The sequence below is a fragment of the Streptomyces sp. genome (assembly GCF_035645055.1).
Taxonomy (GTDB): domain Bacteria; phylum Actinomycetota; class Actinomycetes; order Streptomycetales; family Streptomycetaceae; genus Streptomyces.
In genome coordinates, this window is record NZ_DASQNH010000036.1 from 40,141 (window position 1) to 67,140 (window position 27,000).

Genomic DNA, 27,000 nt, shown 5'->3' on the forward strand with positions numbered 1-27,000 from the left:
CGCTACAGGAACGTACGGCCCTCGCCCCGGTACGTCGGCACGGTCGCCGTCACCCGGTCGCCCTCCACCAGGTGCAGCGCGTCGAACCGCTCGCACAGTTCACCCGCCTTGGCGTGCCGGAACCACACCTTGTCGCCGATCAGCAGATCGTCGGCGGGGGAGCCGAGCAGCGGCGTCTGCACCTCGCCGGGCCCCTCCTGCGGCTCGTAGCGCAGCCCCTCGGGCAGATACGGCACCGGCAGCCGGTCCGGTCCCGCCGCACCGGAGGCCGGGTAGCCCCCGCCGAGCACCGTCACCACGCCCACCCCGGGCCGCCGCACCACCGGCTGCGCGAACAGCGCGGCCGGACGCCCGCTGAACGAGGTGTAGTTGTCGAACAGCCGCGGCAGATACAGCCCGGACCCGGCCGCGACCTCCGTCACCGCGTCCTCCGCCACCGTGTACTGCACACTGCCGGTGCCGCCGCCGTTGACGAACTCCAGGCCCGGCACCACCGCCCGCACCGCGCGCACCACCGCCGCCCGCCGCTCGGCCAGTTCCCGGCGGGCCGCCGCCTGCATCAGCCGGATCGCCCGCGAGCGCACCGGCCGCCCCGCGACCGCGTCCCCGACCCCGGCGACATGCCCCTCGTACGCCATGATCCCGACGACCTCGAAACCAGGCCGGCGGGCCACCGACCGCGCCAGCTCGGCGACCTCGGCGGGGGAGTGCAGCGGCGAGCGGCGGGCACCGACCCGCACCCGGCCACCGAACAGCCGGAGCGAGGTGTCCAACTCCAGGCAGACCCGCACCACTTCGCGCCCGCCGTCCCGCGCCCGGTCGATGAGCGTGAGCTGCGCGGGGTCGTCGACCATCACGGTGACCGCGGCGGCCAGTTTCGGATCGCTCGTCAGCTCCGCGAAGGCGGCGCGGTCGGCGGACGGATAGGCGAGCAGCACGTCGTCGAAGCCGGAACGCGCCAGCCACAGCGACTCGGCGAGGGTGAAGGACATCACGCCCGCGAAACCGTCCTTCGCCAGGACCCGTTCCAGCAGGGCCCGGCAGCGCACGGACTTGCTGGCCACCCGGACCGGCTTCCCGCCCGCCCGGCGGACCAGGTCGTCCGCGTTGGCGTCGAAGGCGTCCAGGTCCACGATCGCCAGCGGGGCGTCGAGATGGGCGGTGGCCCGGTCGTAACGGGCCCGGTCGGCGGCGCGCGCAGTCATGACCGAAGCCTGCCAGACAGGATTACCGCAGGGTAGGGGGATGTTCCGGGCAGATGCCCCGCGGTCGTGGACTGGTTCCCGCAGCGGCGCGGGCAACCCGTAAAGTGACGCGCACGCACGGCGGAACGGCCCCGCGCGGGAGTACCCGCCGGACGGCGGTCCGGCCGTGCGGGTATGCGTGCGACGTGCGGACGGCCGGCTCGCGTACGAGAAGACGGGCGGCCCGTGTGCGAGGAGTCGGGCCCGGGCACGAGGAAGCGGGGGCGCATGAGCACGGACGCGCGGCACGCCCCCATCCCCCCGCGCCCCACCGCCCCGCCCGCGCCCGGCACCCCGGAGCCCCCTGCGGGCCGGAGCGCCACCGACCCGGTCCACGCCGACGGCCCGCGCCCCGCGCCCGCCCCCCGCCGCCCGGACCAGGCCCCCCTCGCCCCGCCCCCGCCGCCCGCCTCGGCCCGCTTCCCGGACCTGCCGCCCCCGCCGCCCCGCGGTCCCGTGCCGCCCCGCTCCGCCGACGCTCCCGCCGAGACCGCCACGGAGCGCACCACCCGGCTGCGCCCCATCCCCGCGGAGCCGTCCCGCGCGGCGGACGCCGACCGCGCGCCCGCACCGGCTGAATCGGTACGCCACCCGTCTCCCGAGCGCCCCACCACCACCGGGTCCCCAGCACCCCGGGCTGCGGGAACCACCGAGCCCGCGGGACGCCGTTTCGCGGCGCCCGGTGAGCTGCGAGGCCACCGCGCCGAGGCGTCCGCCGAGCCCGGAGGGCGCCGTTTCGCGGCGCCTGGCGAGCCCGGAGGGCACCGAGCGGCTTCGTTCACGGAGCCCCCGGGGCGTCGGTTCGCGGCGTCGGGCGAGCCCGCGGGACACCGTGCCGAGGCGTCCGCCGAGCCCGCGAGGCGCCGGTTCACGGCGTCGGGCGAGCCCGCAGATCACCGGTTCACGGCGTCCGCCGAGCCGGCGGCGCACCGGGCCGCCCCGCCCGCCGCATCCGGGCGTCAGCCCGCCGCCCCCGCCCCCTTGCACTCCTGGAGCGCCCCACCAGCCCCCGGACTCGCGATGTCCCACGTCTACGACGACCCCCGCCCGTTCGGCGGCCGAGTGCGCCGGCAGACGGTCGCTGCCGCCGCCTGCGTCGTCCTCGGGCTCGGCCTCATCGGCGGCGCGGTCACCGGCAGCTGGCTCGTCGGCGACTCGGCGGACGCCGGGCAGCGCGGCGCGTTCGCCACGGCCGCCGGGCTCTGGCACAACGTGCCCGTCGACCAGCTCTTCCCGCGCACCGTGACGGGCCGCGGCGCCGGCCCCGGCGGAGCCGACCGCACCTGGACCCGGATCGCCGTCGCCCCGGACTCCGGCTGCGCCGACGCCTTCGACCCGCTGCTGGGCAAGGCCCTCGCCCCCGCCGGCTGCGAACGCCTGCTGCGCGCCACCTACACCGACGCCACCCAGAGCCACGTCACCACCGTCGGCCTGCTCTTCACCGAGGCCGACGCCGCCGGCATGCGCTCCCTGGAGACGCGGTTCAAGAACGAGGACCTGTACCGCCGCACCGACCTGATGCCTCGCCCCTACGCCCCGAGGGGTACCGTCGCCGCCGGATTCGGCACGGCTCAGCGGGCCTCCTGGACCGTCTCCGTGCTCACCGACGCCCCCGTCGTCGTCTACGCCGTCTCCGGCTGGGCCGACGGCCGGGCCGTGGACGACCCGCAGCCCGCCACCGACGCGACGCGCTCCGGCGCCACCACCGCCCCCGCCCAGGCGGGCCTCGGCCACGAGGCGAAGGGCCTCGCCGACCGCGTCGAGCGCGGCCTGCGCAAGTCCGTCGTCGCCGCCTCGGAGCAGCCCTCATGACCCGCCGCCGTACGACCCGCCGGGCCGCCCTGCTCAGCGCCCTGCTGGCCGCCTCCCTCGTCCTCGTGCCGCCCGCCGTCGCGCACGCCGACGGCATCCGCGCCAAGCAGTGGGCGCTGGACGCCTTGCACACCCACGAGGCCTGGCAGACCACGAAGGGCGCCGGCATCACCGTCGCCGTCCTGGACACCGGCGTCGACGCCACCCACCCCGACCTGGAGGGGAACGTCCTGACCGGCAGGGACATGGTCGGCTTCGGCGCCGGCCGGGGCGACCGCGCCTGGGCCCGGCACGGCACCGCCATGGCCGGGATCATCGCCGGGCACGGACACGGCTACGGCGGGACCGAAGGCGTCATGGGCGTCGCGCCCGAGGCGAAGATCCTCCCGGTCCGGGTGATCCTGGAGGACGGCGACCCCGCCCGCGGCAAGGCCCGCAAGACCCGCGGCAACGCCCTGGCCGAGGGCATCCGCTGGGCCGCCGACCAGGGCGCCGACGTCATCAACCTCTCCCTCGGCGACGACTCGGCCTCCGCCCACCCGGAGCCCGCCGAGGACGAGGCCGTCCAGTACGCCCTGAAGAAGGGCTCCGTCGTCGTCGCCTCGGCCGGCAACGGCGGCGAGAAGGGCGACCACATCTCCTACCCGGCCGCCTACCCGGGCGTCATCGCCGCCACCGCCGTCGACAAGTTCGGCACCCGCGCCTCCTTCTCCACCCGCCGCTGGTACGCCACGGTCAGCGCCCCCGGCGTCGACGTCGTCATCGCCGACCCGGACCGCAAGTACTACGAGGGCTGGGGCACCAGCGCCGCCGCCGCGTTCGTCTCCGGCGCGGTCGCCCTGGTCAAGGCCGCCCACCCCGGTCTGACCCCGGCCCAGATCAAGCGCCTGCTGGAGGACACCGCCCGCAACGCCCCGGTCGACGGCCGCGACGATTCCCGGGGCTTCGGCTTCGTCGACCCGGCCGCCGCCATCGAGGCGGCCGGCCACCTCCGGCCGGAGGGCCTGCGCTCGGCCGCCTACGCCGACCAGTACTTCGGCCCCGGTCCCGACGCCACCGCCCGTGAATCCGACGGCACCGGCTGGGCGGGCCCCCTCGCGGGAAGCGTGGGCGGGGTCCTGCTGGTGTCGGCGGTGGTGCTGTGGCGGGGCCGCAGACACCCCCGCTGAGAGCCGGTGGGGCCCGCTCGCTCCCGCTCGTATCCCGCGCGCGTTCCCCCGGCAGCTCCCCCTATAGGCTCGGTGACCGTGGCGAACAAGAACATCCCCGACCCCGGCTTCTCCGACGACGACGGCTCCGCCGATCCCCGGCTGAGCGCGGCGCTCGCCGCCTGGGCCGAGGACCGCACCGCTCTCGGCCCGGTCCTCGAGGCGCTCAAGGACGCCCGGCTGCTGGTCCCCGTCGTCGCCGTGCTCGGCGAGGTGGAGGAGGACGAGAACGGGCTGCGCCGCGAGAAGACCAGCGACATGGCCGTCCCCACGCTGAAGGCCGCGGGCCGGACCGCGCTGCCCGCCTTCACCTCCACCGACTCCCTCGCCCGCTGGGACCCGCAGGCCCGCCCCGTGGCCGTACCGCTGCACCAGGCGCTCCAGGCCGCCGCCCACGAGCAGGCGGACACGGTCGTGCTGGACCTGGCCGGTCCGGTGCCGTTCGAGCTGACCGGGCCCGCGCTGCTGGCGCTCGCGGAGGGCCGGACGACGACGGATCCGCTCGCCGATCCGGCCGTCCTGGAGGCGGTGCGCGCCGCCGTCGCCGCCGAGCCCGCGGTGGTGCGGGCCCATCTCGGCCCGGGCGAGGCGGACGGCACCCTCGCCCTCGTCCTGGACCCCGCTGCCGCTCCCGCGGAGGCCGCCGGCGCCGTGGCGCGGCGGATCGCCGCCGACGAGACGCTGAGGGCCCGCCTGGTGCGCGGCCTCGACCTGGCACTGCTGCCGGCCGGGACCACGCCTCCGGGCGAGCCCTTGTACGTACGCGGATGAGGTGCGGGAACTAGCCGTAGACGGGACCGGTGTACTTCTCGCCCGGTCCCTGGCCCGGCTCGTCCGGGACGAGCGACGCCTCGCGGAACGCCAGCTGGAGCGACTTCAGGCCGTCCCGCAGCGGCGCCGCGTGGAACGAGCTGATCTCGGTCGCGCTGCCGTCCAGCAGGCCGGCCAGCGCGTGGATCAGCTTGCGGGCCTCGTCGAGGTCCTTGTACTTGTCGCCCTCCTCGGTCAGACCGAGCTTCACGGCGGCGGCGCTCATCAGGTTGACGGCCACCGTCACGATCACCTCGACCGCGGGGACCTCCGCGATGTCACGGGTCATGGCGGCGAAGTCGGGCGTCTCGGCGGAGTCCGAGGGGGAGGTCTCACTCATGCCCCACACGATAGGGGGTGCGGGGTCGTGCCCTCCCGGTTAGCCCTTGTCAAGCGATCCTGGTAATCTGGTGGACGACCGGCCGGACACCACCATGTGCTCGGCCCACAAGTGGAGGCTTTCGAACTCCCACCTGACCGCCCCCCGGGGCGGCGGGTCACCGGTCAGACGGTCCCGTCCCCGAGGCGGCGATCCGTCCGAATGCGCGCCCCGCGATGATTCGCGGCGGTGCTCCGGTAGTAGTTCGAGGAGCCCCGCCTGTGATCGTCCGGGGCATTTTTCTTGCTTCGGCGCGGTTAGGTCTAACGAACACAGACGTTACGCGGCTGTCCGCCAGACCGCCGTGTGGTGCTACCGAGGAGGATCCATCAGCGCCGAGCCCCGCATCAACGACCGGATTCGCGTTCCCGAGGTGCGACTTGTCGGTCCCAGTGGCGAGCAAGTCGGCATCGTGCCGCTCGCGAAGGCACTGGAGCTTGCGCAGGAGTACGACCTGGACCTGGTCGAGGTCGCGGCGAACGCCCGTCCGCCCGTGTGCAAGCTCATGGACTACGGGAAGTTCAAGTACGAGTCGGCCATGAAGGCCCGTGAGGCGCGCAAGAACCAGGCGCACACGGTCATCAAGGAGATGAAGCTCCGGCCGAAGATCGACCCGCACGACTACGACACCAAGAAGGGTCACGTCGTCCGGTTCCTCAAGCAGGGCGACAAGGTCAAGATCACGATCATGTTCCGTGGTCGCGAGCAGTCCCGGCCCGAGCTGGGCTACCGGCTGCTGCAGCGTCTCGCGGAGGACGTGGCCGACCTCGGGTTCGTGGAGTCGAACCCGAAGCAGGACGGCCGCAACATGATCATGGTCCTCGGTCCGCACAAGAAGAAGACCGAGGCGATGGCCGAGGCTCGCCAGGCGCAGGAAGCCCGCAAGGCCGAAGCGAAGGCCAACCCCGGCCGCTCGATGAACGCCGCGGACCCCGACGCCGCCAACGCCGAGACTCCGGCCGAGGCTTCTGCCGAGGCGTGATCCCCGGGGGCGCGAGTCCCCAAGGATGTAACCGATACAAGAGCGACGCTCCACCGTGCCCGGTTTTCGTGACCGGGCATCGGAGCGCCACCGACGAGGAGAGAACGGCGCTATGCCGAAGAACAAGTCGCACAGCGGTGCCAGCAAGCGCTTCAAGATCACCGGCTCCGGCAAGGTGCTCCGTGAGCGCGCCGGCAAGCGCCACCTGCTCGAGCACAAGTCGTCCCGCGTGACGCGTCGCCTCACCGGCAACGCCGAGATGGCCCCGGGCGACGCCGCGAAGATCAAGAAGCTTCTCGGCAAGTGAGGTCGGGCGCGTGAGCGCCTGATCCACTGCGCAGACCGGGACCCAATCGTTTCCGGGCCGTGTGAGGACACCCACGGCCCCGCTACAAGGAGTAAAACAAGTGGCACGCGTCAAGCGGGCAGTCAACGCCCACAAGAAGCGCCGGGCGATCCTCGAGCAGGCCTCCGGCTACCGCGGTCAGCGTTCGCGCCTGTACCGCAAGGCCAAGGAGCAGGTCACCCACTCGCTGGTCTACAACTACAACGACCGCAAGAAGCGCAAGGGTGACTTCCGCCAGCTGTGGATCCAGCGCATCAACGCCGCTGCCCGCGCGAACGGCATCACGTACAACCGCTTCATCCAGGGTCTGAAGGCCGCGAACGTCGAGGTCGACCGCAAGATCCTGGCCGAGCTGGCCGTGAACGACGCGAACGCGTTCGCCGCGCTCGTCGAGGTCGCGCAGAAGGCGCTGCCGTCGGACGTCAACGCGCCGAAGGCCGCGTGACGCCGCGCTGGCTCTGAGCCGACGTGACTGGACGGACCCGTGGGCTGTGCCCGCGGGTCCGTTGCGTTGCGCAAGACGAACCTGCTGATGCTGACGAAGGTGAACTGAAGATGCCCCCGGCCACCCCCGAGCTGATCTCCCCCCGCTCCCCCCGTGTCTCCGCCGCCCGGCGGCTGGCCAAGCGGAACTTCCGGGGCAAGGAGCGGCTGTTTCTCGCGGAGGGGCCGCAGGCCGTGCGGGAGGCGGCGGCGTACGGGGACACCCTCGTCGAGCTGTTCGTCACCGTGGAGGCCGCGGAGCGGTACGCCGACATCGTCGGTGAGGCACGGGACGCCGGCGCCCGTGTCCACCTCGCCTCCGAGCAGGTGATCGCCGACATCTCCACCACCGTCACCCCGCAGGGCCTGGTCGGTGTGTGCCGGTTCGTGGACACGCCGTTCGAGGAGATCCTCCGGGCGCGGCCGAAACTCGTCGCCGTCCTCGCGCATGTCCGCGACCCCGGCAACGCCGGAACCGTGCTGCGCTGCGCCGACGCCGCGGGCGCCGAGGCGGTCGTGCTCACCGACGCCTCCGTCGACCTCTACAACCCCAAGGCCGTACGCGCCTCGGTGGGCTCCCTGTTCCATCTGCCCGTCGCCGTCGGGGTGCCGGTCGAGCGCGCCGTCGCCGGGCTCAAGGACGCCGGGGTGCGGATCCTGGCCGCCGACGGGGCCGGCACCGACGACCTCGACGACGAGCTGGACAAGGGCACCATGGGCGGCCCCACCGCCTGGGTCTTCGGCAACGAGGCCTGGGGGCTGCCCGAGGAGACCCGGGCCCTCGCGGACGCCGTGGTCCGCGTCCCCATCCACGGCCGCGCCGAGAGCCTGAACCTCGCGACCGCCGCCGCCGTATGTCTCTACGCGTCGGCCCGAGCGCAGCGCGCCTCCGGAGGGTGCCGATCCGTCACCGAGAGCTAGTAGGGTGACGGGCTCGGGGGCCCACTCAACCATCCGAGAGGTGGGATACGGGGATGAGCGTCGGCACGAGCAGCGCACCGGGAGCACGGGACGTGCGGCACCCGCCCGCGCCCCCGTCCGGTGACCCGGCGGCGGGCCTCGGGATCGCCCCCGACGACCTGCCCGACGGTCTCGTCGTCGCCGATGAGCACGGCCGGGTGATCTGCTGGAACGCCGCCGCCGAGCGCATCGCCGCCGTCACCGCCGCCGACGCCCTCGGCCGGCCGCTGGAGACGGCCCTGCCGTTAGAGGATCTGGAGGGCCGGCGCTGGTGGCAGTTGACCGACCCCTACGGCGGTCTCGCCATCCGGGTCCGCCAGCCCGAGCGCAATCTGCTGCTGCCGGGCGGCCGCGAGGTGCTGGTCTCCGCCCGCTATGTGCGCAGCGAGCCCACCGGGCCGGTCCGCCGGGTCGTGGTCTCGCTGCGCGACACCGAGGCCAGGCGCCGCACGGAGCGCAGCCACGCCGAGCTGATCGCCACCGTCGCCCACGAGCTGCGCTCCCCGCTCACCTCGGTCAAGGGCTTCACCGCGACGCTGCTGGCCAAGTGGGAACGGTTCACCGACGACCAGAAGCGGCTCATGCTGGAGACCGTCGACGCCGACGCCGACCGGGTCACCCGGCTCATCGCCGAACTGCTCGACATCTCCCGCATCGACTCCGGACGCCTTGAGGTGCGCCGCCAGCCCGTCGACATCGGCGCCGCCGTCGGCCGGCACATCCAGGCGTACGTCGCAGCCGGCCAGCCCGCCGACCGGTTCCTGCTGCGCATCGAGCAGCCACTGCCCGATCTGTGGGCCGACCCCGACAAGATCGACCAGGTGCTCAGCAACCTGCTGGAAAATGCGGTGCGGCACGGCGAGGGAACCGTCACCATCGACATCACGGCCACGGCGTCCCCCCGCGAGGGCGAGTCCGCCGAGAACGCAGCCACGTCGGTCACGGTGAGCGACGAGGGGCCCGGCATCCCGGAGGAGTCCATGAACCGCGTCTTCACCCGCTTCTGGCGGGGCAGCAAGCGCGGCGGCACCGGCCTCGGGCTCTACATCGTCAAGGGCATCGTCGAGGCCCACGGCGGCACCATCACGGTCGGCCGCGCCCCGCAGGGCGGCGCCGAGTTCCGATTTACGCTGCCCGTGGGGGCACCGGCGTATCTCGCCCAGTGACCCACGGGCGCATTCGTCCACCTCCACCCCGTTAGACTCGGCCTTTGGCACCTTTGTGTCCCGAAAGCCATGACGCCATGTCCATGAGTCGGTGACGGGGACCATCCGCCAGCCAATCGGAAGCACGGGAAGAGATGTCGGCACCGAATAAGTCGTACGACCCTGTCGAGGTCGAGGCGTTGAAACCGGAAGAGATCGAGCGCATGCGGGACGAGGCGCTCGCCGCCTTCGCCGCCGCGGACTCCCTCGACGCGCTCCAGGAGGCCAAGGTCGCCCACACCGGCGGCACCTCCCCGCTGGCCCTCGCCAACCGGGAGATCGGCGCCCTGCCCCCGCACGCCAAGGCCGAGGCCGGCAAACGCGTCGGCCAGGCCCGCGGCGCGGTCAGCAAGGCCCTCGCCGCCCGCCAGGCCGAGCTGGAGGCGGAGCGGGACGCCCGCGTGCTGGTCGAGGAGGACGTCGACGTCACGCTGCCGTACGACCGCGTCCCGGCCGGTGCCCGCCACCCGCTGACCACCCTGTCCGAGCGGATCGAGGACATCTTCGTGGCCATGGGCTACGAGGTCGCCGAGGGCCCGCAGGTCGAGGCCGAGTGGTTCAACTTCGACGCCCTGAACATCGGCCCGGACCACCCGGCCCGCGGCGAGGCCGACACCTTCTTCGTGGAGGGCCCGGACGGCGGCGCCGACTCCGGCGTCGTGCTGCGCACCCACACCTCGCCGGTGCAGATCCGCTCGCTGCTCGACCGTGAGCTGCCGGTCTACGTGATCTGCCCGGGCCGCGTCTACCGCACCGACGAGCTGGACGCCACCCACACCCCGGTCTTCCACCAGGTCGAGCTGCTCGCCGTGGACGAGGGCCTGACCATGGCGGACCTCAAGGGCACCCTGGACCACATGGTCCAGTCGCTGTTCGGCGAGGGCATGAAGACCCGGTTGCGGCCGAACTTCTTCCCCTTCACCGAGCCGTCCGCCGAGATGGACATGGTGTGCTACGTCTGCCGCGGCGAGTCCGTCGGCAACCCCGACCGCCCCTGCCGCACCTGCTCCAGCGAGGGCTGGATCGAGCTGGGCGGCTGCGGCATGGTCAACCCGCGGGTGCTCACCGCCTGCGGCGTCGACCCGGAGAAGTACAGCGGCTTCGCCTTCGGGTTCGGCATCGAGCGGATGCTGATGTTCCGCCACAACGTCGAAGACATGCGAGACATGGTCGAGGGTGACATCCGGTTCACCCGGCCCTTCGGGATGGAGATCTGATGCGGGTCCCGCTTTCTTGGCTGCGGGAGTACGTCGACCTGCCGGCCACCGAGACCGGCCGTGACGTCCAGGCCAAGCTCATTTCGGCCGGTCTGGAGGTCGAGACGGTCGAGCAGCTCGGCCACGACCTCAAGGGCCCCCTGGTCGTCGGCCAGGTGCTGACCATCGAGGAGCTGGAGGGCTTCAAGAAGCCGATCCGCTTCTGCACCGTCGACGTCGGCCAGGCCAATGGCACCGGCGAACCCCAGGAGATCGTCTGCGGCGCCCGCAACTTCGCGGTCGGCGACAAGGTCGTCGTGGTCCTCCCCGGCGCCACCCTGCCGGGCGGCTTCTCCATCTCCGCGCGCAAGACCTACGGCAAGACGTCCCACGGCATGATCTGCTCCAGCGACGAGCTGGGCATGGGCGACGACGGCACCAAGGGCATCATCGTGCTGCCCCCGGAGACCGAGGTCGGCCGCGACGCCATCGAGCTGCTGGAACTGGTCGACGAGGTCCTGGACATCGCCGTCACCGCCAACCGCGGCGACTGCCTGTCCATCCGCGGCGTGGCCCGCGAGACCGCCATCGCCTACGGCCTGCCGCTGCGCGACCCGGCCCTGCTCGACGTCCCGGCGCCGAACGCCTTCGGTTACGCGGTGAAGATCTCCGAGCCGCTCGGCTGCGACCGCTTCACGGCGCGCACCGTCTCCGGGCTGCGCCCCGAGGCACGCTCGCCGATCTGGCTCCAGCGCCGGCTCCAGAAGGTCGGCATGCGGCCGATCTCCCTCGCCGTCGACGTCACCAACTACGTGATGATGGAGCTGGGCCAGCCGCTGCACGCCTACGACCGCAAGCTGGTCCAGGGCGCGATCGGGGTGCGCCGGGCCGAGGAGGGCGAGAAGATCGTCACCCTCGACGGCGTCGAGCGGACGCTGCACGCCGAGGACCTGGTCATCACCGACGACCGCGGCCCCATCGGCCTCGCGGGCGTCATGGGCGGCGCCAACACCGAGATCGCCGACCACGAGGACGAGGAGGGCGCGACCACCGACGTGGTCATCGAGGCCGCGCACTTCGACGCCGTCTCCATCGCCCGCACCGCCCGGCGCCACAAGCTGTCCTCCGAGGCGTCCCGCCGCTTCGAGCGCGGCGTCGACCCGCAGGCCGCCTCCGCCGCCGCCCAGCGCACGGTGGACCTGCTGATGCTGCTCGCGGGCGGCACCGCCGACGCCGGCGTCACCGAGGTCATCGCCCCGTCCGCGCCGCACACCATCACCGTCCCCGCCGACCACCCGGACAAGGTCGCGGGCGTCAGCTACGGCCGGGAGACCGTCGTACGGCGACTCCAGGAGATCGGCTGCGACGTGTACGGGCAGGACGAGCTGATCGTCACCGTCCCGTCGTGGCGCCCCGACCTGCTGGAGGCCAACGACCTCGCCGAGGAGGTCATCCGGCTGGAGGGCTACGAGAACCTGCCCTCCACCCTCCCCAAGCCCCCGTCCGGCCGCGGTCTGACGCACCGGCAGCGGCTGCACCGCCGGGCCGGCCGGGCGCTGGCCGGCGCCGGCTATGTCGAGGCCCCGAACTACCCGTTCGTCAGCGAGCAGGTCTTCGACCAGCTCGGCCTGGACGCCGACGACCCCGCCCGCCGTGTGGTCAAGCTGGTCAACCCGCTCAGCGACGAGGAGCCCGCGCTGCGCACCTCGCTGCTGCCGGGCCTGCTCGGCGCCCTGCGGCGCAACGACGGGCGGGGCTCGCACGATCTCGCGCTGTTCGAGACGGGCCTGGTCTTCCACCCGCGCGCGGAGCGGCCCGTCGCCGGGCACGTGCCGGTCGACCGCCGTCCCACCGACGAGGAGATCGCCGCGCTCGACGCCGCGCTGCCCGAGCAGCCGCGCCACGTCGCCGTCGTCCTCGCGGGCGCCCGCGAGCAGGCCGGCTGGTGGGGCAAGGGACGCCCGGCCGACTGGGCCGACGCCGTCGAGGCCGCGCGGCTCGTCGCCCGCGAGGCGGGCGCCGGTCTGATCGTCCGCAAGGGCCGGTACGGGCCGTGGCACCCGGGCCGGTGCGCCGAGCTGGTCGTCGTCGCCGACGGCGCCGAGCAGGTCGTCGGCCACGCGGGCGAGCTGCACCCGCGCGTGGTGAAGGCGCTCGGGCTGCCCGAGCGGACCTGCGCGATGGAGGTGAACCTGGACGCGCTGGAGCGGGCCGGCGACGACACGCCGCAGGCGCCGGGCATCTCCACCTTCCCGGTGGCCACGCAGGACGTCGCGCTCGTCGTGGACGAGCCGGTGCCGCACGCCGAGGTCGAGGCCGCGCTGCGCGAGGGCGCGGGCGAGCTGCTGGAGGGCATCCGGCTGTTCGACGTCTACGAGAACGCGGAGCAGCTGGGCGACGGGAAGAAGTCCCTGGCGTACGCGCTCCGCTTCCGGGCCGGTGACCGGACGCTGACGGTGGACGAGGCGTCGGCCGCGCGGGACGCGGCAGTCGCGCTGGCCGCCGAGCGGACCGGGGCGGTGCTGCGGGGCTGAGTTGCGGCCCCTGCTGAGCGGGGTGCTGTGCGATCGTGAGCGGCCATCGGTCGGCCTTGGTTGATCGCGCAGCTCCCCGCGCCCCCTAGGGAGTGCCAGTCACCTCACTCGATCGAGTGAGGTTTTTGGCTGATCTGTCCTGACGGGTCGTGCGGTCGACAGAATCGGACCGGCCTTTCGGGGCCGGTCTGCGCTGTCCGGGCCTACATGGGGGGCCATCGGCATGATCCGTATCAGGGCACGGGCCCCCGGCCGCCGGGCGCTCGCGCTGGGGCTGCCCACCGCCTGGGGCGCCGCGGCCGTCGCCTACAAGCTGGCCTGCCCGCTCGCCCAGCAGGACGGGCTCGGAGCGCGGATCGTCTCCAGCGCCGTCTTCTTCGCCGTCGGCACCGGGCTGGTCCTCCATGCCCGCCGGGTGCTGGTACGCGAGCTGAAACAGGCCAACGAGGTAGCCGGTGCCGCGCAGGGGACCCTGCTGCGGCCGCTGCCGCCGCGGGTCGGCGGGCTCCGGGTGGCCGCCGCCCAGTTCTCCGCCGACCGGGGTGCCGGGGTGGGCGGTGACCTGTACGAGGTCATCGCGACCGAGCACGGGGTACGGGCCGTGATGGGTGATGTGCGCGGCCACGGGATCGGTGCCATCGGGACCGTCGCCGCCGTGCTCGGCAGCTTCCGGGAGGCCGCGCACGACGAGCCCGACCTCGGCCGGGTGCTGCGCCGGCTGGACCGTGCCCTCGCCCGCCATCTGCGCGAACGCGCCCGGGCGGCCGGCCCGGACAGCCCGGTCGCCGAGGAGTTCGTGACCGTGCTCCTGCTGGAGATCGGCCGCGAGGGCGAGGTGCGGGCCCTCAACTGCGGTCACCCCTGGCCGTACCGGCTCCTCGAAGCCCGGGTCGAGCCGCTGTCCGGGGCCGAGCCGCTGCCGCCGCTGGGCCCGTTCCCGCTGCCGGCCGAACTGCCCGCGGTGGGCTGCCCCGCGCTCCGCCCCGGCGAGGGGCTCCTCCTGCACACGGACGGCGCGGAGGACGCCCGCGACGCGCACGGCCGGTTCTTTCCGCTGGTGGCCGTGCTCGCGGAGGCGCTGAGCGCGGGAGTCCGCACGCCGCAAGCCCTGCTGGGCGCCGTCTTCACGCGGCTGCTGAAGCACACGGCCGGACAGCCGGCCGACGACGTGGCACTCCTGATCCTCCACAACGAGCCCCAGCCCCGATGCGCCCCCTCAGCGGCGCGGGGAACCGCGCGAGCAGCCACCACGCACCCGCAGCCCACGAACCGCCTGTGACCCTGCCGAGCCGGCGGCAGCCATCCGCCCCGCCACGGAGTGTCGGGCAGGCGGCGGGGCGGACGGCTCGGACACGGGCCGCCACACTGTACGAGGGGGAGCCGGCGGCCCGGCCGGCCTCTTTCGAGGCATTTCAGTCAACCGGCTGAAAACCCTCCGCGACAGCGCGCGCACAGTGCGGATAGGAGCACTCCGTTCACACCCCGTGTGAAGCCGGCTTCACTACGCTGTCAGCACCGAGCCACCACCTGGGGGGCGTCCCTATGCAGCCCAACACCCTGCTCGACGCGATTCTCGACGAGGCGGGCATCTCGCACGCCGGACTGGCCGCGCATGTGAACCAGGCCGGACGGGCGCGCGGACTCGCGCTCCGGTACGAACACACCGCCGTGGCCCGCTGGCTGAAGGGCCAGCGCCCGCGCGGCCAGGTGCCGGACCTGATCTGCGAGGTGCTCGCCGCCCGGCTGCACCGGCCGGTCACCCTCGACGACATCGGCCTCGGGGTGCCCGGCGGCGAGCCGACCGGCCACGGCGCCTCGCTCTCCGGATTCGTGGAGCGGGCGACCGCCCTGTGGCGCTCCGACGAGCAGCAGCGCCCGCACATCCTGGGCGCCCCCGCGGTCACCGGCACACCCGCCGTGATGCCGGTGTGGGAGTGGGAGAACCCGCCCGAGGACGTCGACGTCTCCCGTGGCGGACGGCACCGGGTCACCCCGGCCGACATCGAGATGCTGCGCGCCGCCCGCACCCACTACGAGCAGATGTACCGCAAGGCCGGCGGGGTGGCGACGCGCACCCGGATCGTCGGCTTCCTCAACGCCGAGGCCGCGCCGCTGCTGCGCGGCGGCTACACCGACGCCACGGGGCGTCAGCTCCACCGGGCCACCGGAGGGCTGGTGGCGATCGCGGGCATCTGCGCGTACGACTCCGACGCCCACGGCCTCGCCCAGCGCTACTTCCACCAGGCCCTGCGGCTGGCCAAGGCCAGCGGCGACCGGGGGCTCGGGGCGTATGTGATCGCCCTGCTGGTCAACCAGTCGCTGTACATGAGGGAGTACCGGCAGGCCGTCGCCTTCGCGGAGGCCGCGCTGCGCACCGCGGGCAGGCACATCACCCCCGCGCTCGCCTCCGACCTGTACGCGATGCAGGCGAAGGCGTACGCGCATCTCGGTGACGGCAGCAGCGCCCTGTCGTGCATCCGGCGGGCGGAGCAGGCCGCCGACCGCATCCGGCGCGGCTACGAGCCCGACGAGACCGGCTATGTGCAGCCCGGCCTGGTCAACGTCCAGGTGGCCGAGGCGCTGCTCAGTCTCGGCGAGCTGGCGGCGGCCCGGGAGCACGCCGAGGCGGCGGTCGACACTCCCGCGCACGACCGGGGCCGGGTGCACCGGCTGGCCATGCTCAGCACCATCGAGCTGCGCCAGGGCAACGCGGAGAAGGCCGTGGACACCGCGGTGCGAATGGCCGAGCAGGCGCGCGGGATGGAGTCCCAGCGGCTGCGCGACAGACTCCGGGCGGTGCGCGAGCATCTGATGCGCAGCGGCGGCGCGGGGACGGCCGAGGCCGCCGAACTCATCGACGGGGCCTTGCGCGTACCGCTGTAGCCGCCCCCTCGGCGACCGCCTCCCCGGCAACGGCGGGCCGTGTGCGTCACCGCCGTGCACCGCGACTCACCGGGCTGCACCGCCGTGCACCGAGATTCATCGTGATCCTCTGCGACGCCCCGCGACACGCTGCGCCCGCCGCCGCGCGCGAGCGGCCCGCCGTGCGCCCTGCTGCCCGCCCCGCTCCTGCTGCGATATTGCCCCTTACTCAGCGGAAGGTGGCAGAACCGTGCAGTGGACGAAACAGACCGAACAAACTGTGTATGAAAACCGCTGGTTCAGCGTCAATCTCGCCGATGTCGAGCTGCCGAACGGCCGGCATCTCGACCACTTCCTGATACGGCTGCGGCCCGTGGCCGTCGCCACGGTGGTGAACGAGGCCAACGAGGTCCTGCTCCTGTGGCGGCACCGCTTCATCACCGACAGCTGGGGGTGGGAACTCGCGGCGGGCGTCGTCGAGGACGGCGAGGACATCGCCGCGGCGGCCGCCCGGGAACTGGAGGAGGAGACCGGCTGGCGGCCGGGACCGCTGCGCCACCTGATGAGCGTGGAGCCGTCCAACGGGCTCACCGACGCCCGGCACCACATCTACTGGGCCGACGCGGGCGAGTACATCGGGCACCCCGTGGACGACTTCGAGTCGGACCGTAGGGAATGGGTCCCGCTCAAGCTCGTCCCCGACCTGGTCGCCCGTGGCGAGGTCCCGGCCGCCAACATGGCGGCCGCACTGCTGTTACTGCACCATCTCCGGCTCGGCCAGGACGCGCCCCCTGGGGCCTAGCGTCCGAAGGCCTGCCACAGTGCCACGACGAGTGCCCCGATCGCGGTCACCGCCGTGATCGAGGGCAGCGGCCAGCGGGCGTGTTCGAGGGTGACGAGGCGGGTGTGCAGCTCGTCGACTTCCTTCGCGGTCTCCTCCGTGCGGTGGGACAGCAGGGCCAGCCCGCCCTCGACGCGCGCGTAGGCGACGTCGAGGCGGCGGCGTAACTCTGCGAGTTCCTCCAAGGAGACGGAAGTCTTGGGGTCGGCGGTCACGAACCGCTCCTTTCCGTGGTCGTCTCACATCCCTTGCATACGTCTCCTGAGTCAACTCGCCTGGTGGGCGCGTGGGGAGTGTGTGCGCACGGCATATGCGTACCCGCGGCGCACACGGTGTGTGAATCACACGGGCCCGGCACCCCCGTTGGGTGCCGGGCCCACGCAGCTAGCGCTGTGTAATCAGCCGTAGGTGTAGAAGCCGGAACCGGTCTTGCGGCCGAGCCGGCCCGCGTCCACCATGCGCTGGAGCAGCGGGGGAGCGGCGTACAGCGGCTCCTTGTACTCCTCGTACATCGAGTACGCCACGGAGGCGACCGTGTCCAGGCCGATGAGGTCGGAGAGCTTCAGCGGGCCCATCGGGTGGGCGCAGCCCATCTCCATGCCGTTGTCGATGTCCTCGCGGCTGGCGATGCCCGATTCGAACATCCGGATCGCGGAGAGCAGATACGGGATCAGCAGCGCGTTGACGACGAAGCCCGAGCGGTCCTGGGCGCGGATGGCGTGCTTGCCGAGCACCTTCTCCGTGAACAGCTGCGCCCGGCTCAGGGTGCCCTCGGAGGTGGTGAGCGCCGGGATCAGCTCGACGAGCTGCTGCACCGGAGCCGGGTTGAAGAAGTGGATGCCGATGACCTGGTCCGGGCGCGCGGTGGCGACGGCCAGCTTCACCAGCGGGATCGAAGAGGTGTTGGAGGCCAGGATCGCGTCCGGGCGGGTCACCACCTGGTCGAGCACCTGGAAGATCTCGGTCTTGACCTGCTCGTTCTCCACGACCGCCTCGATCACCAGATCGCGGTCGGCGAACTCGCCGAGGTCGGTGGTGAAGCTCAGCCGGGCCTGCGTGGCATCCCGCTCCGCCTCGCTGATCTTGCCCCGCTCGGCGGCCTTGGCCAGGGAGTTGAACAGCCGGGTGCGGCCGATCTCCAGGGCCTCGCCGGTGGTCTCGGCGACCTTGACGTCCAGTCCCGCGCGGGCGCACACCTCCGCGATGCCGGCGCCCATCTGGCCGCAGCCGACCACTCCGACGCGCGCAATGTCTCCCGATGGGATGCCTGTCACATCGTCCCCTTCGCTGATCCGTTCGGCCGCGGCAGTCCGCCGGGTCCCGGGGCCTGCTCGTGCCTGCTCCGTTCGTGCACGTTACCGCCAAGTATCGATGATCGATCGCCGGGGTCGGGGGCATCCTTGGCCACGGAGACGTTCCGTGACCGCGTGAGAACGCGGAGTAGGGGAGTGTTCTGGATGGGACATGTGACACGCCGGGCGTTCGCCGCGGCTGCGCTGTCGGCCCTGGCGATGAGCGGGGAGGCCGCGGCGGCTCCCGGCCGGGCCGGGCAGCGGCCGCGAGGGCAGGACGCGCGGGACCCGGCGCCCTACATCCCGGAGGCCGAGGGGAGCGGGCAGACCCCGCAGACCACGGCCGCCGGGAAGCCGGGCGAGGCCGCCGCGGCGGCGGAGATGCGCGGCATGTGGCTGGCCACGGTCGTCAACCGGGACTGGCCCTCCCGGGCCGGACTGAGCGCGGACCGGCAGCGCGCGGAACTGCTCGCCCACCTCGACCAGGCGGTGCGCAGCCGGCTCAACACGGTGATCTTCCAGGTGCGGCCCGCGGCGGACGCGCTGTGGCCCTCGCCGTACGAGCCGTGGTCGCAGTACCTCACCGGCACCCAGGGCAAGGATCCCGGCTGGGACCCGCTCGGCACGGCCGTCGCCGAGGCCCACGCGCGCGGTCTGGAACTGCACGCCTGGTTCAACCCGCTGCGCGTCGCGACCCACGGGGACCTGTCCCGGCTGGTGGCGAGCCACCCCGCGCGCACGCATCCGGAGTGGGTGGTGCGCTACGCCGGGAAGCTGTACTACAACCCCGGGCTGCCCGAGGTCCGCAGTTTCGTGCAGACGGCGATGCTGGACGCGGTCCGCAAGTACCGGGTGGACGCCGTCCACTTCGACGACTACTTCTACCCGTATCCGGTCGCGGGCGAGACCTTCGACGACGACGCGGCCTACGCGAGGTACGGCGGAGGTTTCGCCACCCGGGCCGACTGGCGGCGCGACAACATCGACCGGCTGGTGCGAGACATGGGAGCCGGGATCAAGAAGGCGCGCCCCGGCACCCGGTTCGGGATCAGCCCCTTCGGGGTGTGGCGCAACGCGTCCACCGACCCGCTCGGCTCGGACACCCGGGCCCTCCAGGCGTACGACGATCTTTACGCGGACACCCGCAAGTGGGTGCGGGAGCGGTGGGTGGACTACATCTGCCCGCAGCTCTACTGGCACATCGGCTTCGCCGCCGCCGACTACGCCAGGCTGGTGCCGTGGTGGGCCCAGGTCGCCCAGGGCAGCGGCACCCGGCTGTACATCGGCGAGGCCCTCTACCGGGCGGGCAGCCCGTCCCAGCCCGCCCCCTGGCAGGATCCGGCCGAGCTGTCCCGGCATCTGACGCTGGCCCGTGACCATCCGCAGGTGAAGGGACACGTGTTCTTCGCCGCCAAGGAGGTGGCGACGGACCCGGTTGGCGCGATGGCACGGGTGATCGCCGACCACTACGGGCAGCCGGCGAATCCCGCGTCCTGAATCACAGCCCGAACGTCGGCGGCGTCGTCGGCGGCTGGGTGCTCGTCGCCGGCTGAGTGCTCCGGTGCCGGATCTCGGTGTCGGGGCCCGGGGAGCACAGCCCCTCGTGCCCGTCCTGGAACCGGACGCGGTACGGGGGGTTTCCCTCCTGGCCGAGCACTTCCACGATCTCGCCGACCTTGTCGTGCTGTCCGACCACCCTGCCGTGCTGGACAAGCTGGTCGCCCACGCTTGCGCGCATCTGGAGCCTCCTCCACCATCGCGGGAACAGCGGTCCGTGGCTGTGAGCCCACGGCGCCGGCGCCGGGCGGAACCCGGCGGCGCACGCCGGTCAGCCTCGCGCCCGTTGGGTGACGGCGATGCAGACGAGCACGGCCGCGGCCGTCAGCGGGGCGGCCACTGTCAGGTGCTCGCCCAGCAGCAGCACCGACCACACCAGTGTGAGCAGCGGCTGGGCCAACTGCAACTGGCTGGCCTTGGGGATGCCGATGGCCGCCATGCCCCGGTACCAGACCACCAGGCCCAGGAACTGCGAGCCCGCCGCCACCCACAGCAGACCCGCCACGGCGTGCGCGGTGAGGGTCACCGGCTCGTACGCCAGCGCGATCGCGGCGGCCGGGACGCTCAGCGGCAGACACAGCACCAGCGCCCAGCCGATCACCTGCCAGCCCGGTATCACCCGGGCGAGCCGCCCGCCCTCGGTGTACCCGGCCGCGCAGACCAGGAGGGCACCGAAGAGACAGAGGTCGGCGGTGCTCAGCGCGCCGCCGCTCTGCTGCACGGTGAACGCCACCACCGCGGCCGCACCGGCGAGAGCCGCCGTCCAGAAGGTGCGGGACGGACGGGTGCCGACCCGCAGGGCGGACAGCGCGGCCGTCGTGAGCGGCAGCAGCCCGACCACCACGGCGGCGTGCGAGGTGGTCGACGTCTGGAGCGCGAGCGTCGTCAGCATCGGGAAGCCGAGGACGACTCCGGCGGCGACCACGGCCAGTCCGGGCAGGTGCCCGCGCTCCGGCAGCGGGACGCGCAGCACCAGCAGGCAGCCGCCCGCGATCAGCGCCGCCAGCACACTGCGCACGGCCACCAGCGACCAGGGACCGAACCCCTCCAGGCCCCAGGCGGTGGCGGGGAAGGTGAGGGAGAAGGCGACGACGCCGAGCGCGGCCTGGAGGGTGCCCGCGGGGACCCCGGGCTTGGTGGCGGCGGGAGTGCCGAGGGTGTCGACCGCTATCGTGGTCGGCTGGGTAGCGCTACTCTGTGCTCTCATGCAAGAGCGTAGCAGTGTGGGTGAATTGGCGGAACTGCTGCGGAGAGAGCTGGACCGCTACTCTCCGGGTGGAAAGCTGCCGTCGAGTCGTGCGCTGGTGGAGCGGTTCCGGGTGAGCCCGGTGACCGTCTCGCGGGCGCTGGCACAGCTCGCCGCGGAAGGGCTGGTGGTGACCCGGCCCGGAGCCGGGGCGTTCCGCGCCGAGCCCCGCGCCGCGGCCGTGGCCGACGGGGACACCTCCTGGCAGCAGCTGGCCCTGAGCGCGGACACCGCCGCCGAGCCCGTGCCGCGCTCGGTGGACGCCTCCGGTGTACTGGTCTCCCTCTCCGCGCCGGCGCCCGGAGTCATCGAGTTCAACGGCGGCTATCTGCACCCCTCCCTGCAACCCGAGCGGGCGATGGCCGCGGCGCTCTCCCGCGCGGGGCGCCGCCCCGGCGCCTGGGGCCGGCCGCCCATGGAGGGCCTGCCCGAACTGCGCGAGTGGTTCGCCCGCAGCATCGGCGGTCCCGGCGGGGCCGTCACCGCCGCCGAGGTGCTGATCACCTCCGGCGGCCAGTCCGCGCTGACCACCGCGCTGCGCGCGCTCGCCCCGCCCGGCGCCCCGGTGCTGGTGGAGTCGCCGACCTACCCGGGCATGCTCGCGATCGCCCGGGCGGCGGGCCTGCGGCCGGTGCCGGTCCCGGTGGACGCCGACGGGGTCCGCCCGGCGTTGCTCGCCGACGCGTTCCGGGCCACCGGCGCCCGGGTCTTCGTCTGCCAGCCGCTGTTCCAGAACCCCACCGGCGCCGTCCTCGCCCCCGAGCGGCGGGGCGAGGTGCTGCGGATCGCCCGTGCGGCCGGGGCCTTCGTCATCGAGGACGACTTCGTGCGGCGCCTGGTGCACGAGGACGCGCCGCCGCTGCCGCGCCCGCTGGCCGCCGATGACCCGGACGGTGTCGTCGTCCACGTCTGCTCGCTGACCAAGGCCACCTCGCCGAGCTTCCGGGTGAGCGCGCTCGCCGCCCGCGGCCCGGTCCTCGAACGGCTGCGCGCCATCCAGGTCGTGGACACCTTCTTCGTGCCCCGGCCGCTCCAGGAGGCGGCGCTGGAGCTGGTCGGCTCACCGGCCTGGCCGCGCCACCTGCGGGCCGTCTCCGCGGCACTGAAGACCCGGCGCGACGCCATGACCTCCGCGCTGGCCCTGCACCTGCCCGAGCTGGCGCTGCCGCACATCCCGGGCGGCGGCTACCACCTGTGGCCGCGGCTGCCCGAGGGCACCGACGAGACCGCCCTGACGGCGGCGGCCCTGCGCGCGGGCGTCGCCGTCACCCCGGGCCGCCCCTACTTCAGCGCCGAGCCGCCCGCCGCGCACCTGCGGCTGAGCTTCGCCGCGGTCGCGGGCACGACGGAGATCGCGGAGGGCGTGCGACGGCTGCGGTCGGCCTGCGACGAGGTGCTCTAGGGCCGGGGTGATCCGAGGTGGCTGCCGTCGCGGCGGTGGGCGAAGAGCGGCTCGAAGTGCAGGCGCAGGGTGCCGTCCCCGTACCAGGTGAAGTGGTCGACAGCGTTGACGTTGCGGAAGTGGGACACCACCGCGCGTCCGCGTGACAGGGGCAACGTCGCCTCGTCCACCGGGCCCAGGCAGCCGTGAGGCCGCGCACCAGCGTCGCGCAGTACGCCTCCATGAGGTCGGCGTACCGCTCCTCCAGCCACCCGCCGTCCGCGGCGGTCGTCATCCCGGTCATGCCCCGCAGCATCGCACCCCCCACTGACAATCCCCGCCACCTGCGAAAACCGCTCGACGTCCGCGCGCTCGGCCTGTCAGCCTCCCGGCATGACCGATACCTTCAGCCTCCCCGAGGGCTACGAGATCTCCACCGACTCCGGCCGCGTCGACGCCGAGCGGGTGCACCGGTGGCTGTCCACCGACGCGTACTGGGCGCTCGGCCGGGCTCGTGAGAAGCAGGACCGGGCGATCGCCGGGTCGCTCAACTTCGGGGCGTACGACACCGCGTCGGGGGAGCAGGTGGCCTACGCCCGCGTCATCACCGACGGGGCGACCTTCGCGTGGCTGTGCGATGTGTACGTGGACCCGTCGGTACGGGGCAAGGGCGTCGGGACGGCGCTGGTGGCGGCCGTACGGGAGGAGCTGCGGCCGTACGGGCTGCGGCGCGTGCTGCTGGCCACGCACGACGCGCACGGGGTCTACGAGAAGCTGGGGTTCGCGCCGCTGGAGCGGCCGGACCAGTGGATGGCGCTGCACTTCGACCAGGGAGACTCGGACACACCCTCGGTGACACCCCAGAACCCTGGGTAACTCTTGGTGCCGGCTCTTGACCCGCGCACGCGCGCGGCTCACCATCCCCGCATGACACTTCGGGTCACGTTCGTCGCCGCCGCGCGCAGCTCCCCGCGGTCGGCGGAGCGCTTCGAGGACGACCGGCCGCTGGACCAGGCGGGCTGGGACGAGGTGCAGCGCGTCGCCGGCCAGCTGCTGCCGCTGGCGGCGGCCGAGCTGCGCTACTGCTCGCCCACGCCGCGCAGCCGCGCCACCGGTGACGCCCTCGGCTTCGCACCGCTGGTGCAGCTCGCCCTGCGGGACTGCGACATGGGCCGCTGGCGGGGTCTGACCCTCGGCGAGGCGATGGCCCGCGAACCCGAGGCGGTGGACGCGTGGCTCGCCGATCCGCGCGGCACCCCGCACGGCGGTGAGTCCCTGCTCGCCTTCATAGGCCGCGTCGGCGGCTGGCTGGACACCCGGCCGGTGGAGGACGGCTGCCGGATCGTCGCGGTCGCCGAGCCGTCCGTCATCCGCGCGGCGCTGGTGTACGCGCTGAAGGCGCCCCCGTCGACGTACTGGAACATCGACGTCCGCCCGCTGTCGACGACGACCGTGACGGGGCACCGGGGCCGCTGGAACCTGCGCCTCGACGGCTTCCTCGGCTCCTCCGGCTCTCTCGGCTCCCCCGGCCATCCCGCCCCGCTCGGCGCCTGGGCTCAGCCCACGCGCGCGTAGTCCGTCGTCAGCACCAGATCCTTCGCCGGGCCCCGGACCCGCCACACCGTCCGCCAGTGGTCCGGGTCCCGGACGCCGAACTCGCCGCGGTAGAGGTCGGCGGCGCAGGGGTGGTCGGCGACCCAGTGCCCGGCCGTCAGGTCCAGGTCGTGGAACGGCCGGCCGTCCGCGAACCGCACCTCGGCCGTCCCGGTGCCGGCCGGCCCCGGCAGGAACCGCAGCGACCGCTCGGCGGGACGGGCAACACCTCGCCAGACGAAGGTGCCCGACTCGTGGTGCAGGAGAGCGCCGCCCCCCGAGGGGCCGAAAACCGTCGTTCCGTCGAAACGGCCCTCGTCCCCGCTCGCTTGATCCCGCACGGTCCGCTCGACCCGCCAGCTCCCGGCCAGAAACGTCAGCACCTCGGGAACTGGCCAGAACTCGCCCATCGTGTACCGCTCTCCGTTCTGCCCTCCGCCGCGCGACGGACGTCCGACTACCGCGCGACCCATTGACGCGTACCCGCCCCCTCCCTATCTTGCCGTTCGAAGTGCTGACCAACGTCCGATATTTCGAACCACTCCTTTCCGGAGCAGAGAGCCGCGGAGTATCCATGTCACGCACCACCCGCACCACCCGTTGGAGACTGGGCCTGGCCGCCACCGCCGCGCTGGCCGTCTCCACCGTGCTCGTGCCCGCGCCCGCGCACGCCGAGGCCGTCACCGACTACGCGATCACCGTCGACCCGTCCGCGACCGGCGCGACGATCGACGACACCATGTACGGCGTCTTCTTCGAGGACATCAACCGCGCGGCCGACGGCGGTCTGTACGCCGAGCTGGTGCAGAACCGGTCCTTCGAGTACTCCACCGCCGACAACGCCTCGTACACCCCGCTGACCTCCTGGACGGTCGACGGCACCGCGCAGGTCGTGAACGACGACGGCCGGCTCAACGAGCGCAACCGCAACTACCTCTCCCTCGGCGCCGGTTCATCCGTCGCCAACGCCGGCTACAACACCGGCATCCGGCTGGAGCAGGGCAAGAAGTACGACTTCTCGGTCTGGGCCCGAGCCGCCGCCGGGACCACCCTCACGGTCTCCCTCAAGGACGCCGCCGGCGAGCTGTCCACCGCCCGCCAGGTGAGCGTCAAGGGCGGCTGGGCCAAGTACACCGCCACCTTCACCGCGACCCGCACCAGCAACCGCGGCCGCCTCGCGGTCGCCTCCTCCGGCGCCGCCGCACTGGACATGGTCTCGCTGTTCCCGCGCGACACCTACAAGAACCAGTCCAACGGCCTGCGGAAGGATCTGGCCGAGAAGATCGAAGCCCTGAAGCCGGGATTCCTCCGCTTCCCCGGCGGCTGCCTGGTCAACACCGGTTCCATGCAGGACTACAGCGAGGCCAGCGGCTGGCAGCGCAAGCGCGCCTACCAGTGGAAGGACACCATCGGCCCCGTGGAGCAGCGCGCCACGAACGCCAACTTCTGGGGCTACAACCAGTCGTACGGCCTGGGGTACTACGAGTACTTCCGCTTCGCCGAGGACATCGGCGCCATGCCGCTGCCCGTCGTGCCCGCCCTGGTGACCGGCTGCGGCCAGAACCGGGCCACCGACGACGAGGCCCTGCTCCAGCGGCACATCCAGGACACCCTCGACCTGATCGAGTTCGCCAACGGCCCGGCCACCTCCACGTGGGGCAAGGTGCGGGCGCGGATGGGCCACCCCGCGCCCTTCGGCCTCACCCACCTCGGCGTCGGCAACGAGGAGAACCTGCCGAACGAGTTCTTCGCCCGCTTCCAGAAGTTCCGCGCCGCGATCGAGGCGAAGTACCCGGACATCACCCTCGTCTCCAACTCCGGCCCCGACGACACCGGCACCACCTTCGATCGCCTGTGGCAGCTCAACCGGGAAACGGGCGTCGACATGGTCGACGAGCACTACTACAACAGCCCGCAGTGGTTCCTGCAGAACAACGACCGCTACGACAGGTATGACAGGAAGGGCCCGAAGGTCTTCCTCGGCGAGTACGCCTCCCAGGGCAACGCCTTCAAGAACGCCCTCGCCGAGGCCGCGTTCATGACCGGCCTGGAGCGCAACGCCGACGTGGTCAAGCTCGCCTCCTACGCCCCGCTGCTCGCCAACGAGGACTACGTCCAGTGGCGGCCCGACATGATCTGGTTCAACAACCGGGCCTCCTGGAACTCGGCCAGCTACGAGGTCCAGAAGCTGTTCATGAACAACGTCGGCGACCGGGTGATCCCCTCCGCCGCGACCGGCACCCCGAACGTGAGCGGTCCGATCACCGGCGCGATCGGCCTCTCCACCTGGGCGACCAGTGCCGCGTACGACGACGTGAAGGTCACCGCCGCCGACGGCACCACCCTGCTCGACGACGACTTCTCCGGTGACGCCGCGAAGTGGACCCACTCAGGCAGCGGCAGCTGGACCGTCCAGGACGGCGCCTACGTCCAGACCGACGCCGCCGCCGAGAACACCCTGGTCACGGCGGGCGACCCGGCCTGGAAGGACTACGACCTGCACGTGAGGGCCACCAAGAAGTCGGGCAAGGAGGGCTTCCTCGTCGCCTTCGGGGTCAAGGACACCGGCACCTACTACTGGTGGAACCTCGGCGGCTGGAACAACACCAGCTCGGCCGTCGAGCAGGCCTCGGACGGCGGCAAGTCGACGCTGATCTCCAAGCCGCACTCGATCGAGACGGGCCGCGCCTACGACATCGACATCAAGGTGCGGGGCCGCCAGGTCAGCCTCTACCTGGACGGGCAGCTGTGGGACAGCTTCACCGACGACAAACCGGCCGAGCCGTTCCGCCAGGTCGTCACCGAGGACCGGCGCACCGGTGACCTGATCGTCAAGGTCGTCAACGCCCAGTCCACGGCCGCCCGTACGGCGATCGACCTGGGTGGCGTCAAGGTCTCCTCCCGGGCCCGGGTGACCACCCTGGCCGCGGACCCGGAGGACGTGAACACCGAGACGGACACCCCGGTCTCCCCGGTGAGGTCCACGCTCTCGGGCGTCGCCGCGAAGTTCACCTACACCTTCCCGGCGAACTCGGTCACCTTCCTGCGGATCGGGCAGCGGTAGCACCG

Annotated in this window: 26 protein-coding genes; 18 read left to right on the top strand and 8 right to left on the bottom strand. The window is 73.0% G+C overall.

Features of this window, described 5'->3' with window-relative positions; all coding sequences use genetic code 11:
* Positions 1-2: 2 nt before the first annotated feature.
* Positions 3-1,205 carry an amino acid deaminase/aldolase gene (locus tag VE614_RS12565; protein WP_324935807.1) on the bottom strand — a complete coding sequence of 401 codons (1,203 nt, stop codon included), beginning with the start codon at positions 1,203-1,205 and terminating at the stop codon, positions 3-5.
* Positions 1,206-2,264: 1,059 nt separating this feature from the next.
* Here VE614_RS12565 and VE614_RS12570 point away from each other — a divergent pair.
* The 3 genes from VE614_RS12570 to VE614_RS12580 all read left to right on the top strand — a co-directional run bounded on the left by VE614_RS12570 (position 2,265) and on the right by VE614_RS12580 (position 5,035).
* Positions 2,265-3,056, top strand: a complete 792-nt coding sequence (locus VE614_RS12570; protein WP_324936033.1) for a hypothetical protein — start codon at positions 2,265-2,267, stop codon at positions 3,054-3,056.
* A complete protein-coding gene (gene mycP, locus VE614_RS12575; RefSeq protein ID WP_324935809.1) occupies positions 3,053-4,225 on the top strand; it encodes a type VII secretion-associated serine protease mycosin in 1,173 nt (390 codons plus the stop codon). Before VE614_RS12570 ends, mycP begins: the two co-directional genes overlap by 4 nt.
* Positions 4,226-4,303: 78 nt before the next feature.
* Complete coding sequence (locus tag VE614_RS12580) at positions 4,304-5,035, top strand: SseB family protein (protein ID WP_324935811.1); 732 nt, start codon at positions 4,304-4,306, stop codon at positions 5,033-5,035.
* A gap of 10 nt (positions 5,036-5,045) precedes the next feature.
* On the opposite strand, the gene VE614_RS12585 is transcribed toward VE614_RS12580, so the two are convergent.
* Positions 5,046-5,414 (bottom strand): DUF1844 domain-containing protein, encoded by a 369-nt coding sequence (locus VE614_RS12585; protein ID WP_324935813.1) that lies wholly within the window; start codon positions 5,412-5,414, stop codon positions 5,046-5,048.
* A 343-nt stretch (positions 5,415-5,757) separates the two neighbouring features.
* On the opposite strand from VE614_RS12585, the gene infC reads away from it, so the two are divergent.
* The 10 genes from infC (at position 5,758) to VE614_RS12635 (ending at position 16,823) form a co-directional block, all read left to right on the top strand.
* Positions 5,758-6,435 carry a translation initiation factor IF-3 gene (gene infC, locus VE614_RS12590; protein ID WP_324935815.1) on the top strand — a complete coding sequence of 226 codons (678 nt, stop codon included), beginning with the start codon at positions 5,758-5,760 and terminating at the stop codon, positions 6,433-6,435.
* 112 nt (positions 6,436-6,547) lie between these two features.
* On the top strand, positions 6,548-6,742 hold the full coding sequence (gene rpmI / locus VE614_RS12595) for a 50S ribosomal protein L35 (RefSeq protein ID WP_003977225.1): 195 nt from the start codon (positions 6,548-6,550) through the stop codon (positions 6,740-6,742).
* Positions 6,743-6,842: 100 nt separating this feature from the next.
* Positions 6,843-7,226, top strand: coding sequence for a 50S ribosomal protein L20 (gene rplT / locus VE614_RS12600; RefSeq protein WP_006141703.1), 384 nt, complete (start codon positions 6,843-6,845; stop codon positions 7,224-7,226).
* A 110-nt stretch (positions 7,227-7,336) separates the two neighbouring features.
* Positions 7,337-8,185, top strand: a complete 849-nt coding sequence (locus tag VE614_RS12605; protein WP_324935819.1) for an RNA methyltransferase — start codon at positions 7,337-7,339, stop codon at positions 8,183-8,185.
* Positions 8,186-8,238: 53 nt separating this feature from the next.
* Complete coding sequence (locus VE614_RS12610) at positions 8,239-9,390, top strand: sensor histidine kinase (protein WP_324935822.1); 1,152 nt, start codon at positions 8,239-8,241, stop codon at positions 9,388-9,390.
* A gap of 134 nt (positions 9,391-9,524) precedes the next feature.
* On the top strand, positions 9,525-10,646 hold the full coding sequence (gene pheS / locus VE614_RS12615) for a phenylalanine--tRNA ligase subunit alpha (protein ID WP_324935824.1): 1,122 nt from the start codon (positions 9,525-9,527) through the stop codon (positions 10,644-10,646).
* On the top strand, positions 10,646-13,159 hold the full coding sequence (gene pheT, locus VE614_RS12620) for a phenylalanine--tRNA ligase subunit beta (protein ID WP_324935826.1): 2,514 nt from the start codon (positions 10,646-10,648) through the stop codon (positions 13,157-13,159). The genes pheS and pheT overlap by 1 nt, the downstream gene beginning before the upstream one ends.
* Positions 13,160-13,382: 223 nt before the next feature.
* Entirely contained in the window at positions 13,383-14,438 is a 1,056-nt protein-coding gene (locus VE614_RS12625) for a PP2C family protein-serine/threonine phosphatase (RefSeq protein WP_324935828.1), read from the top strand.
* Between the two features lie 263 nt (positions 14,439-14,701).
* On the top strand, positions 14,702-16,042 hold the full coding sequence (locus tag VE614_RS12630; RefSeq protein WP_324935830.1) for a transcriptional regulator: 1,341 nt from the start codon (positions 14,702-14,704) through the stop codon (positions 16,040-16,042).
* Positions 16,043-16,271: 229 nt separating this feature from the next.
* Positions 16,272-16,823 carry an NUDIX domain-containing protein gene (locus tag VE614_RS12635; protein WP_324935832.1) on the top strand — a complete coding sequence of 184 codons (552 nt, stop codon included), beginning with the start codon at positions 16,272-16,274 and terminating at the stop codon, positions 16,821-16,823.
* Here the strand turns inward: VE614_RS12635 and VE614_RS12640 are convergent.
* Complete coding sequence (locus VE614_RS12640) at positions 16,820-17,077, bottom strand: hypothetical protein (RefSeq protein ID WP_324935835.1); 258 nt, start codon at positions 17,075-17,077, stop codon at positions 16,820-16,822. The genes VE614_RS12635 and VE614_RS12640 overlap by 4 nt on opposite strands.
* Before the next feature lie 183 nt (positions 17,078-17,260).
* A complete protein-coding gene (locus VE614_RS12645) occupies positions 17,261-18,136 on the bottom strand; it encodes a 3-hydroxybutyryl-CoA dehydrogenase (protein ID WP_324935837.1) in 876 nt (291 codons plus the stop codon).
* Between the two features lie 183 nt (positions 18,137-18,319).
* Between VE614_RS12645 and VE614_RS12650 the strand changes: the two genes are divergently transcribed.
* Positions 18,320-19,651 (top strand): glycoside hydrolase family 10 protein, encoded by a 1,332-nt coding sequence (locus VE614_RS12650; protein WP_324935839.1) that lies wholly within the window; start codon positions 18,320-18,322, stop codon positions 19,649-19,651.
* A gap of 1 nt (position 19,652) precedes the next feature.
* On the opposite strand, the gene VE614_RS12655 is transcribed toward VE614_RS12650, so the two are convergent.
* Both VE614_RS12655 and VE614_RS12660 read right to left on the bottom strand, forming a co-directional pair.
* A complete protein-coding gene (locus VE614_RS12655; protein ID WP_324935841.1) occupies positions 19,653-19,892 on the bottom strand; it encodes a DUF1918 domain-containing protein in 240 nt (79 codons plus the stop codon).
* Positions 19,893-19,982: 90 nt separating this feature from the next.
* Positions 19,983-20,918: a DMT family transporter gene (locus VE614_RS12660; protein WP_324935852.1), complete on the bottom strand. Its 936-nt coding sequence runs from the start codon at positions 20,916-20,918 to the stop codon at positions 19,983-19,985.
* On the opposite strand from VE614_RS12660, the gene VE614_RS12665 reads away from it, so the two are divergent.
* Positions 20,917-22,359: a PLP-dependent aminotransferase family protein gene (locus tag VE614_RS12665; protein WP_324935854.1), complete on the top strand. Its 1,443-nt coding sequence runs from the start codon at positions 20,917-20,919 to the stop codon at positions 22,357-22,359. The genes VE614_RS12660 and VE614_RS12665 overlap by 2 nt on opposite strands.
* Here the strand turns inward: VE614_RS12665 and VE614_RS12670 are convergent.
* Positions 22,356-22,682, bottom strand: coding sequence for a DUF6461 domain-containing protein (locus VE614_RS12670; RefSeq protein ID WP_324935858.1), 327 nt, complete (start codon positions 22,680-22,682; stop codon positions 22,356-22,358). The genes VE614_RS12665 and VE614_RS12670 overlap by 4 nt on opposite strands.
* A 49-nt stretch (positions 22,683-22,731) precedes the next feature.
* On the opposite strand from VE614_RS12670, the gene VE614_RS12675 reads away from it, so the two are divergent.
* Together VE614_RS12675 and VE614_RS12680 are read left to right on the top strand one after the other, a co-directional pair.
* Positions 22,732-23,214, top strand: a complete 483-nt coding sequence (locus VE614_RS12675) for a GNAT family N-acetyltransferase (protein WP_324935859.1) — start codon at positions 22,732-22,734, stop codon at positions 23,212-23,214.
* Positions 23,215-23,265: 51 nt separating this feature from the next.
* Positions 23,266-23,913 carry a histidine phosphatase family protein gene (locus VE614_RS12680; protein ID WP_324935862.1) on the top strand — a complete coding sequence of 216 codons (648 nt, stop codon included), beginning with the start codon at positions 23,266-23,268 and terminating at the stop codon, positions 23,911-23,913.
* Here the strand turns inward: VE614_RS12680 and VE614_RS12685 are convergent.
* Positions 23,895-24,341 (bottom strand): DUF6314 family protein, encoded by a 447-nt coding sequence (locus VE614_RS12685; protein ID WP_324935864.1) that lies wholly within the window; start codon positions 24,339-24,341, stop codon positions 23,895-23,897. The two genes, VE614_RS12680 and VE614_RS12685, sit on opposite strands and share 19 nt — an antisense overlap.
* 164 nt (positions 24,342-24,505) lie before the next feature.
* Between VE614_RS12685 and VE614_RS12690 the strand changes: the two genes are divergently transcribed.
* Entirely contained in the window at positions 24,506-26,995 is a 2,490-nt protein-coding gene (locus VE614_RS12690) for an alpha-L-arabinofuranosidase C-terminal domain-containing protein (RefSeq protein WP_324935865.1), read from the top strand.
* The last annotated feature ends 5 nt before the right edge of the window (positions 26,996-27,000 follow it).

Bases quoted from the DNA above. Each gene is read 5' to 3' on its own strand.
- VE614_RS12570 (WP_324936033.1), top strand. From the start codon at position 2,265: ATGTCCCACGTCTACGACGACCCCCGCCCGTTCGGCGGCCGAGTGCGC.
- rpmI (WP_003977225.1), top strand. From the start codon at position 6,548: ATGCCGAAGAACAAGTCGCACAGCGGTGCCAGCAAGCGCTTCAAGATC.
- VE614_RS12625 (WP_324935828.1), top strand. From the start codon at position 13,383: ATGATCCGTATCAGGGCACGGGCCCCCGGCCGCCGGGCGCTCGCGCTG.
- VE614_RS12650 (WP_324935839.1), top strand. From the start codon at position 18,320: ATGGGACATGTGACACGCCGGGCGTTCGCCGCGGCTGCGCTGTCGGCC.
- VE614_RS12585 (WP_324935813.1), bottom strand. From the start codon at position 5,414: ATGAGTGAGACCTCCCCCTCGGACTCCGCCGAGACGCCCGACTTCGCC.
- VE614_RS12655 (WP_324935841.1), bottom strand. From the start codon at position 19,892: ATGCGCGCAAGCGTGGGCGACCAGCTTGTCCAGCACGGCAGGGTGGTC.
- VE614_RS12660 (WP_324935852.1), bottom strand. From the start codon at position 20,918: ATGAGAGCACAGAGTAGCGCTACCCAGCCGACCACGATAGCGGTCGAC.
- VE614_RS12605 (WP_324935819.1), top strand. From the start codon at position 7,337: ATGCCCCCGGCCACCCCCGAGCTGATCTCCCCCCGCTCCCCCCGTGTC.
- VE614_RS12565 (WP_324935807.1), bottom strand. From the start codon at position 1,205: ATGACTGCGCGCGCCGCCGACCGGGCCCGTTACGACCGGGCCACCGCC.
- VE614_RS12665 (WP_324935854.1), top strand. From the start codon at position 20,917: ATGCAAGAGCGTAGCAGTGTGGGTGAATTGGCGGAACTGCTGCGGAGA.
- VE614_RS12630 (WP_324935830.1), top strand. From the start codon at position 14,702: ATGCAGCCCAACACCCTGCTCGACGCGATTCTCGACGAGGCGGGCATC.
- VE614_RS12685 (WP_324935864.1), bottom strand. From the start codon at position 24,341: ATGGGCGAGTTCTGGCCAGTTCCCGAGGTGCTGACGTTTCTGGCCGGG.
- pheS (WP_324935824.1), top strand. From the start codon at position 9,525: ATGTCGGCACCGAATAAGTCGTACGACCCTGTCGAGGTCGAGGCGTTG.
- pheT (WP_324935826.1), top strand. From the start codon at position 10,646: ATGCGGGTCCCGCTTTCTTGGCTGCGGGAGTACGTCGACCTGCCGGCC.
- VE614_RS12675 (WP_324935859.1), top strand. From the start codon at position 22,732: ATGACCGATACCTTCAGCCTCCCCGAGGGCTACGAGATCTCCACCGAC.
- VE614_RS12690 (WP_324935865.1), top strand. From the start codon at position 24,506: ATGTCACGCACCACCCGCACCACCCGTTGGAGACTGGGCCTGGCCGCC.
- VE614_RS12680 (WP_324935862.1), top strand. From the start codon at position 23,266: ATGACACTTCGGGTCACGTTCGTCGCCGCCGCGCGCAGCTCCCCGCGG.
- VE614_RS12610 (WP_324935822.1), top strand. From the start codon at position 8,239: ATGAGCGTCGGCACGAGCAGCGCACCGGGAGCACGGGACGTGCGGCAC.
- mycP (WP_324935809.1), top strand. From the start codon at position 3,053: ATGACCCGCCGCCGTACGACCCGCCGGGCCGCCCTGCTCAGCGCCCTG.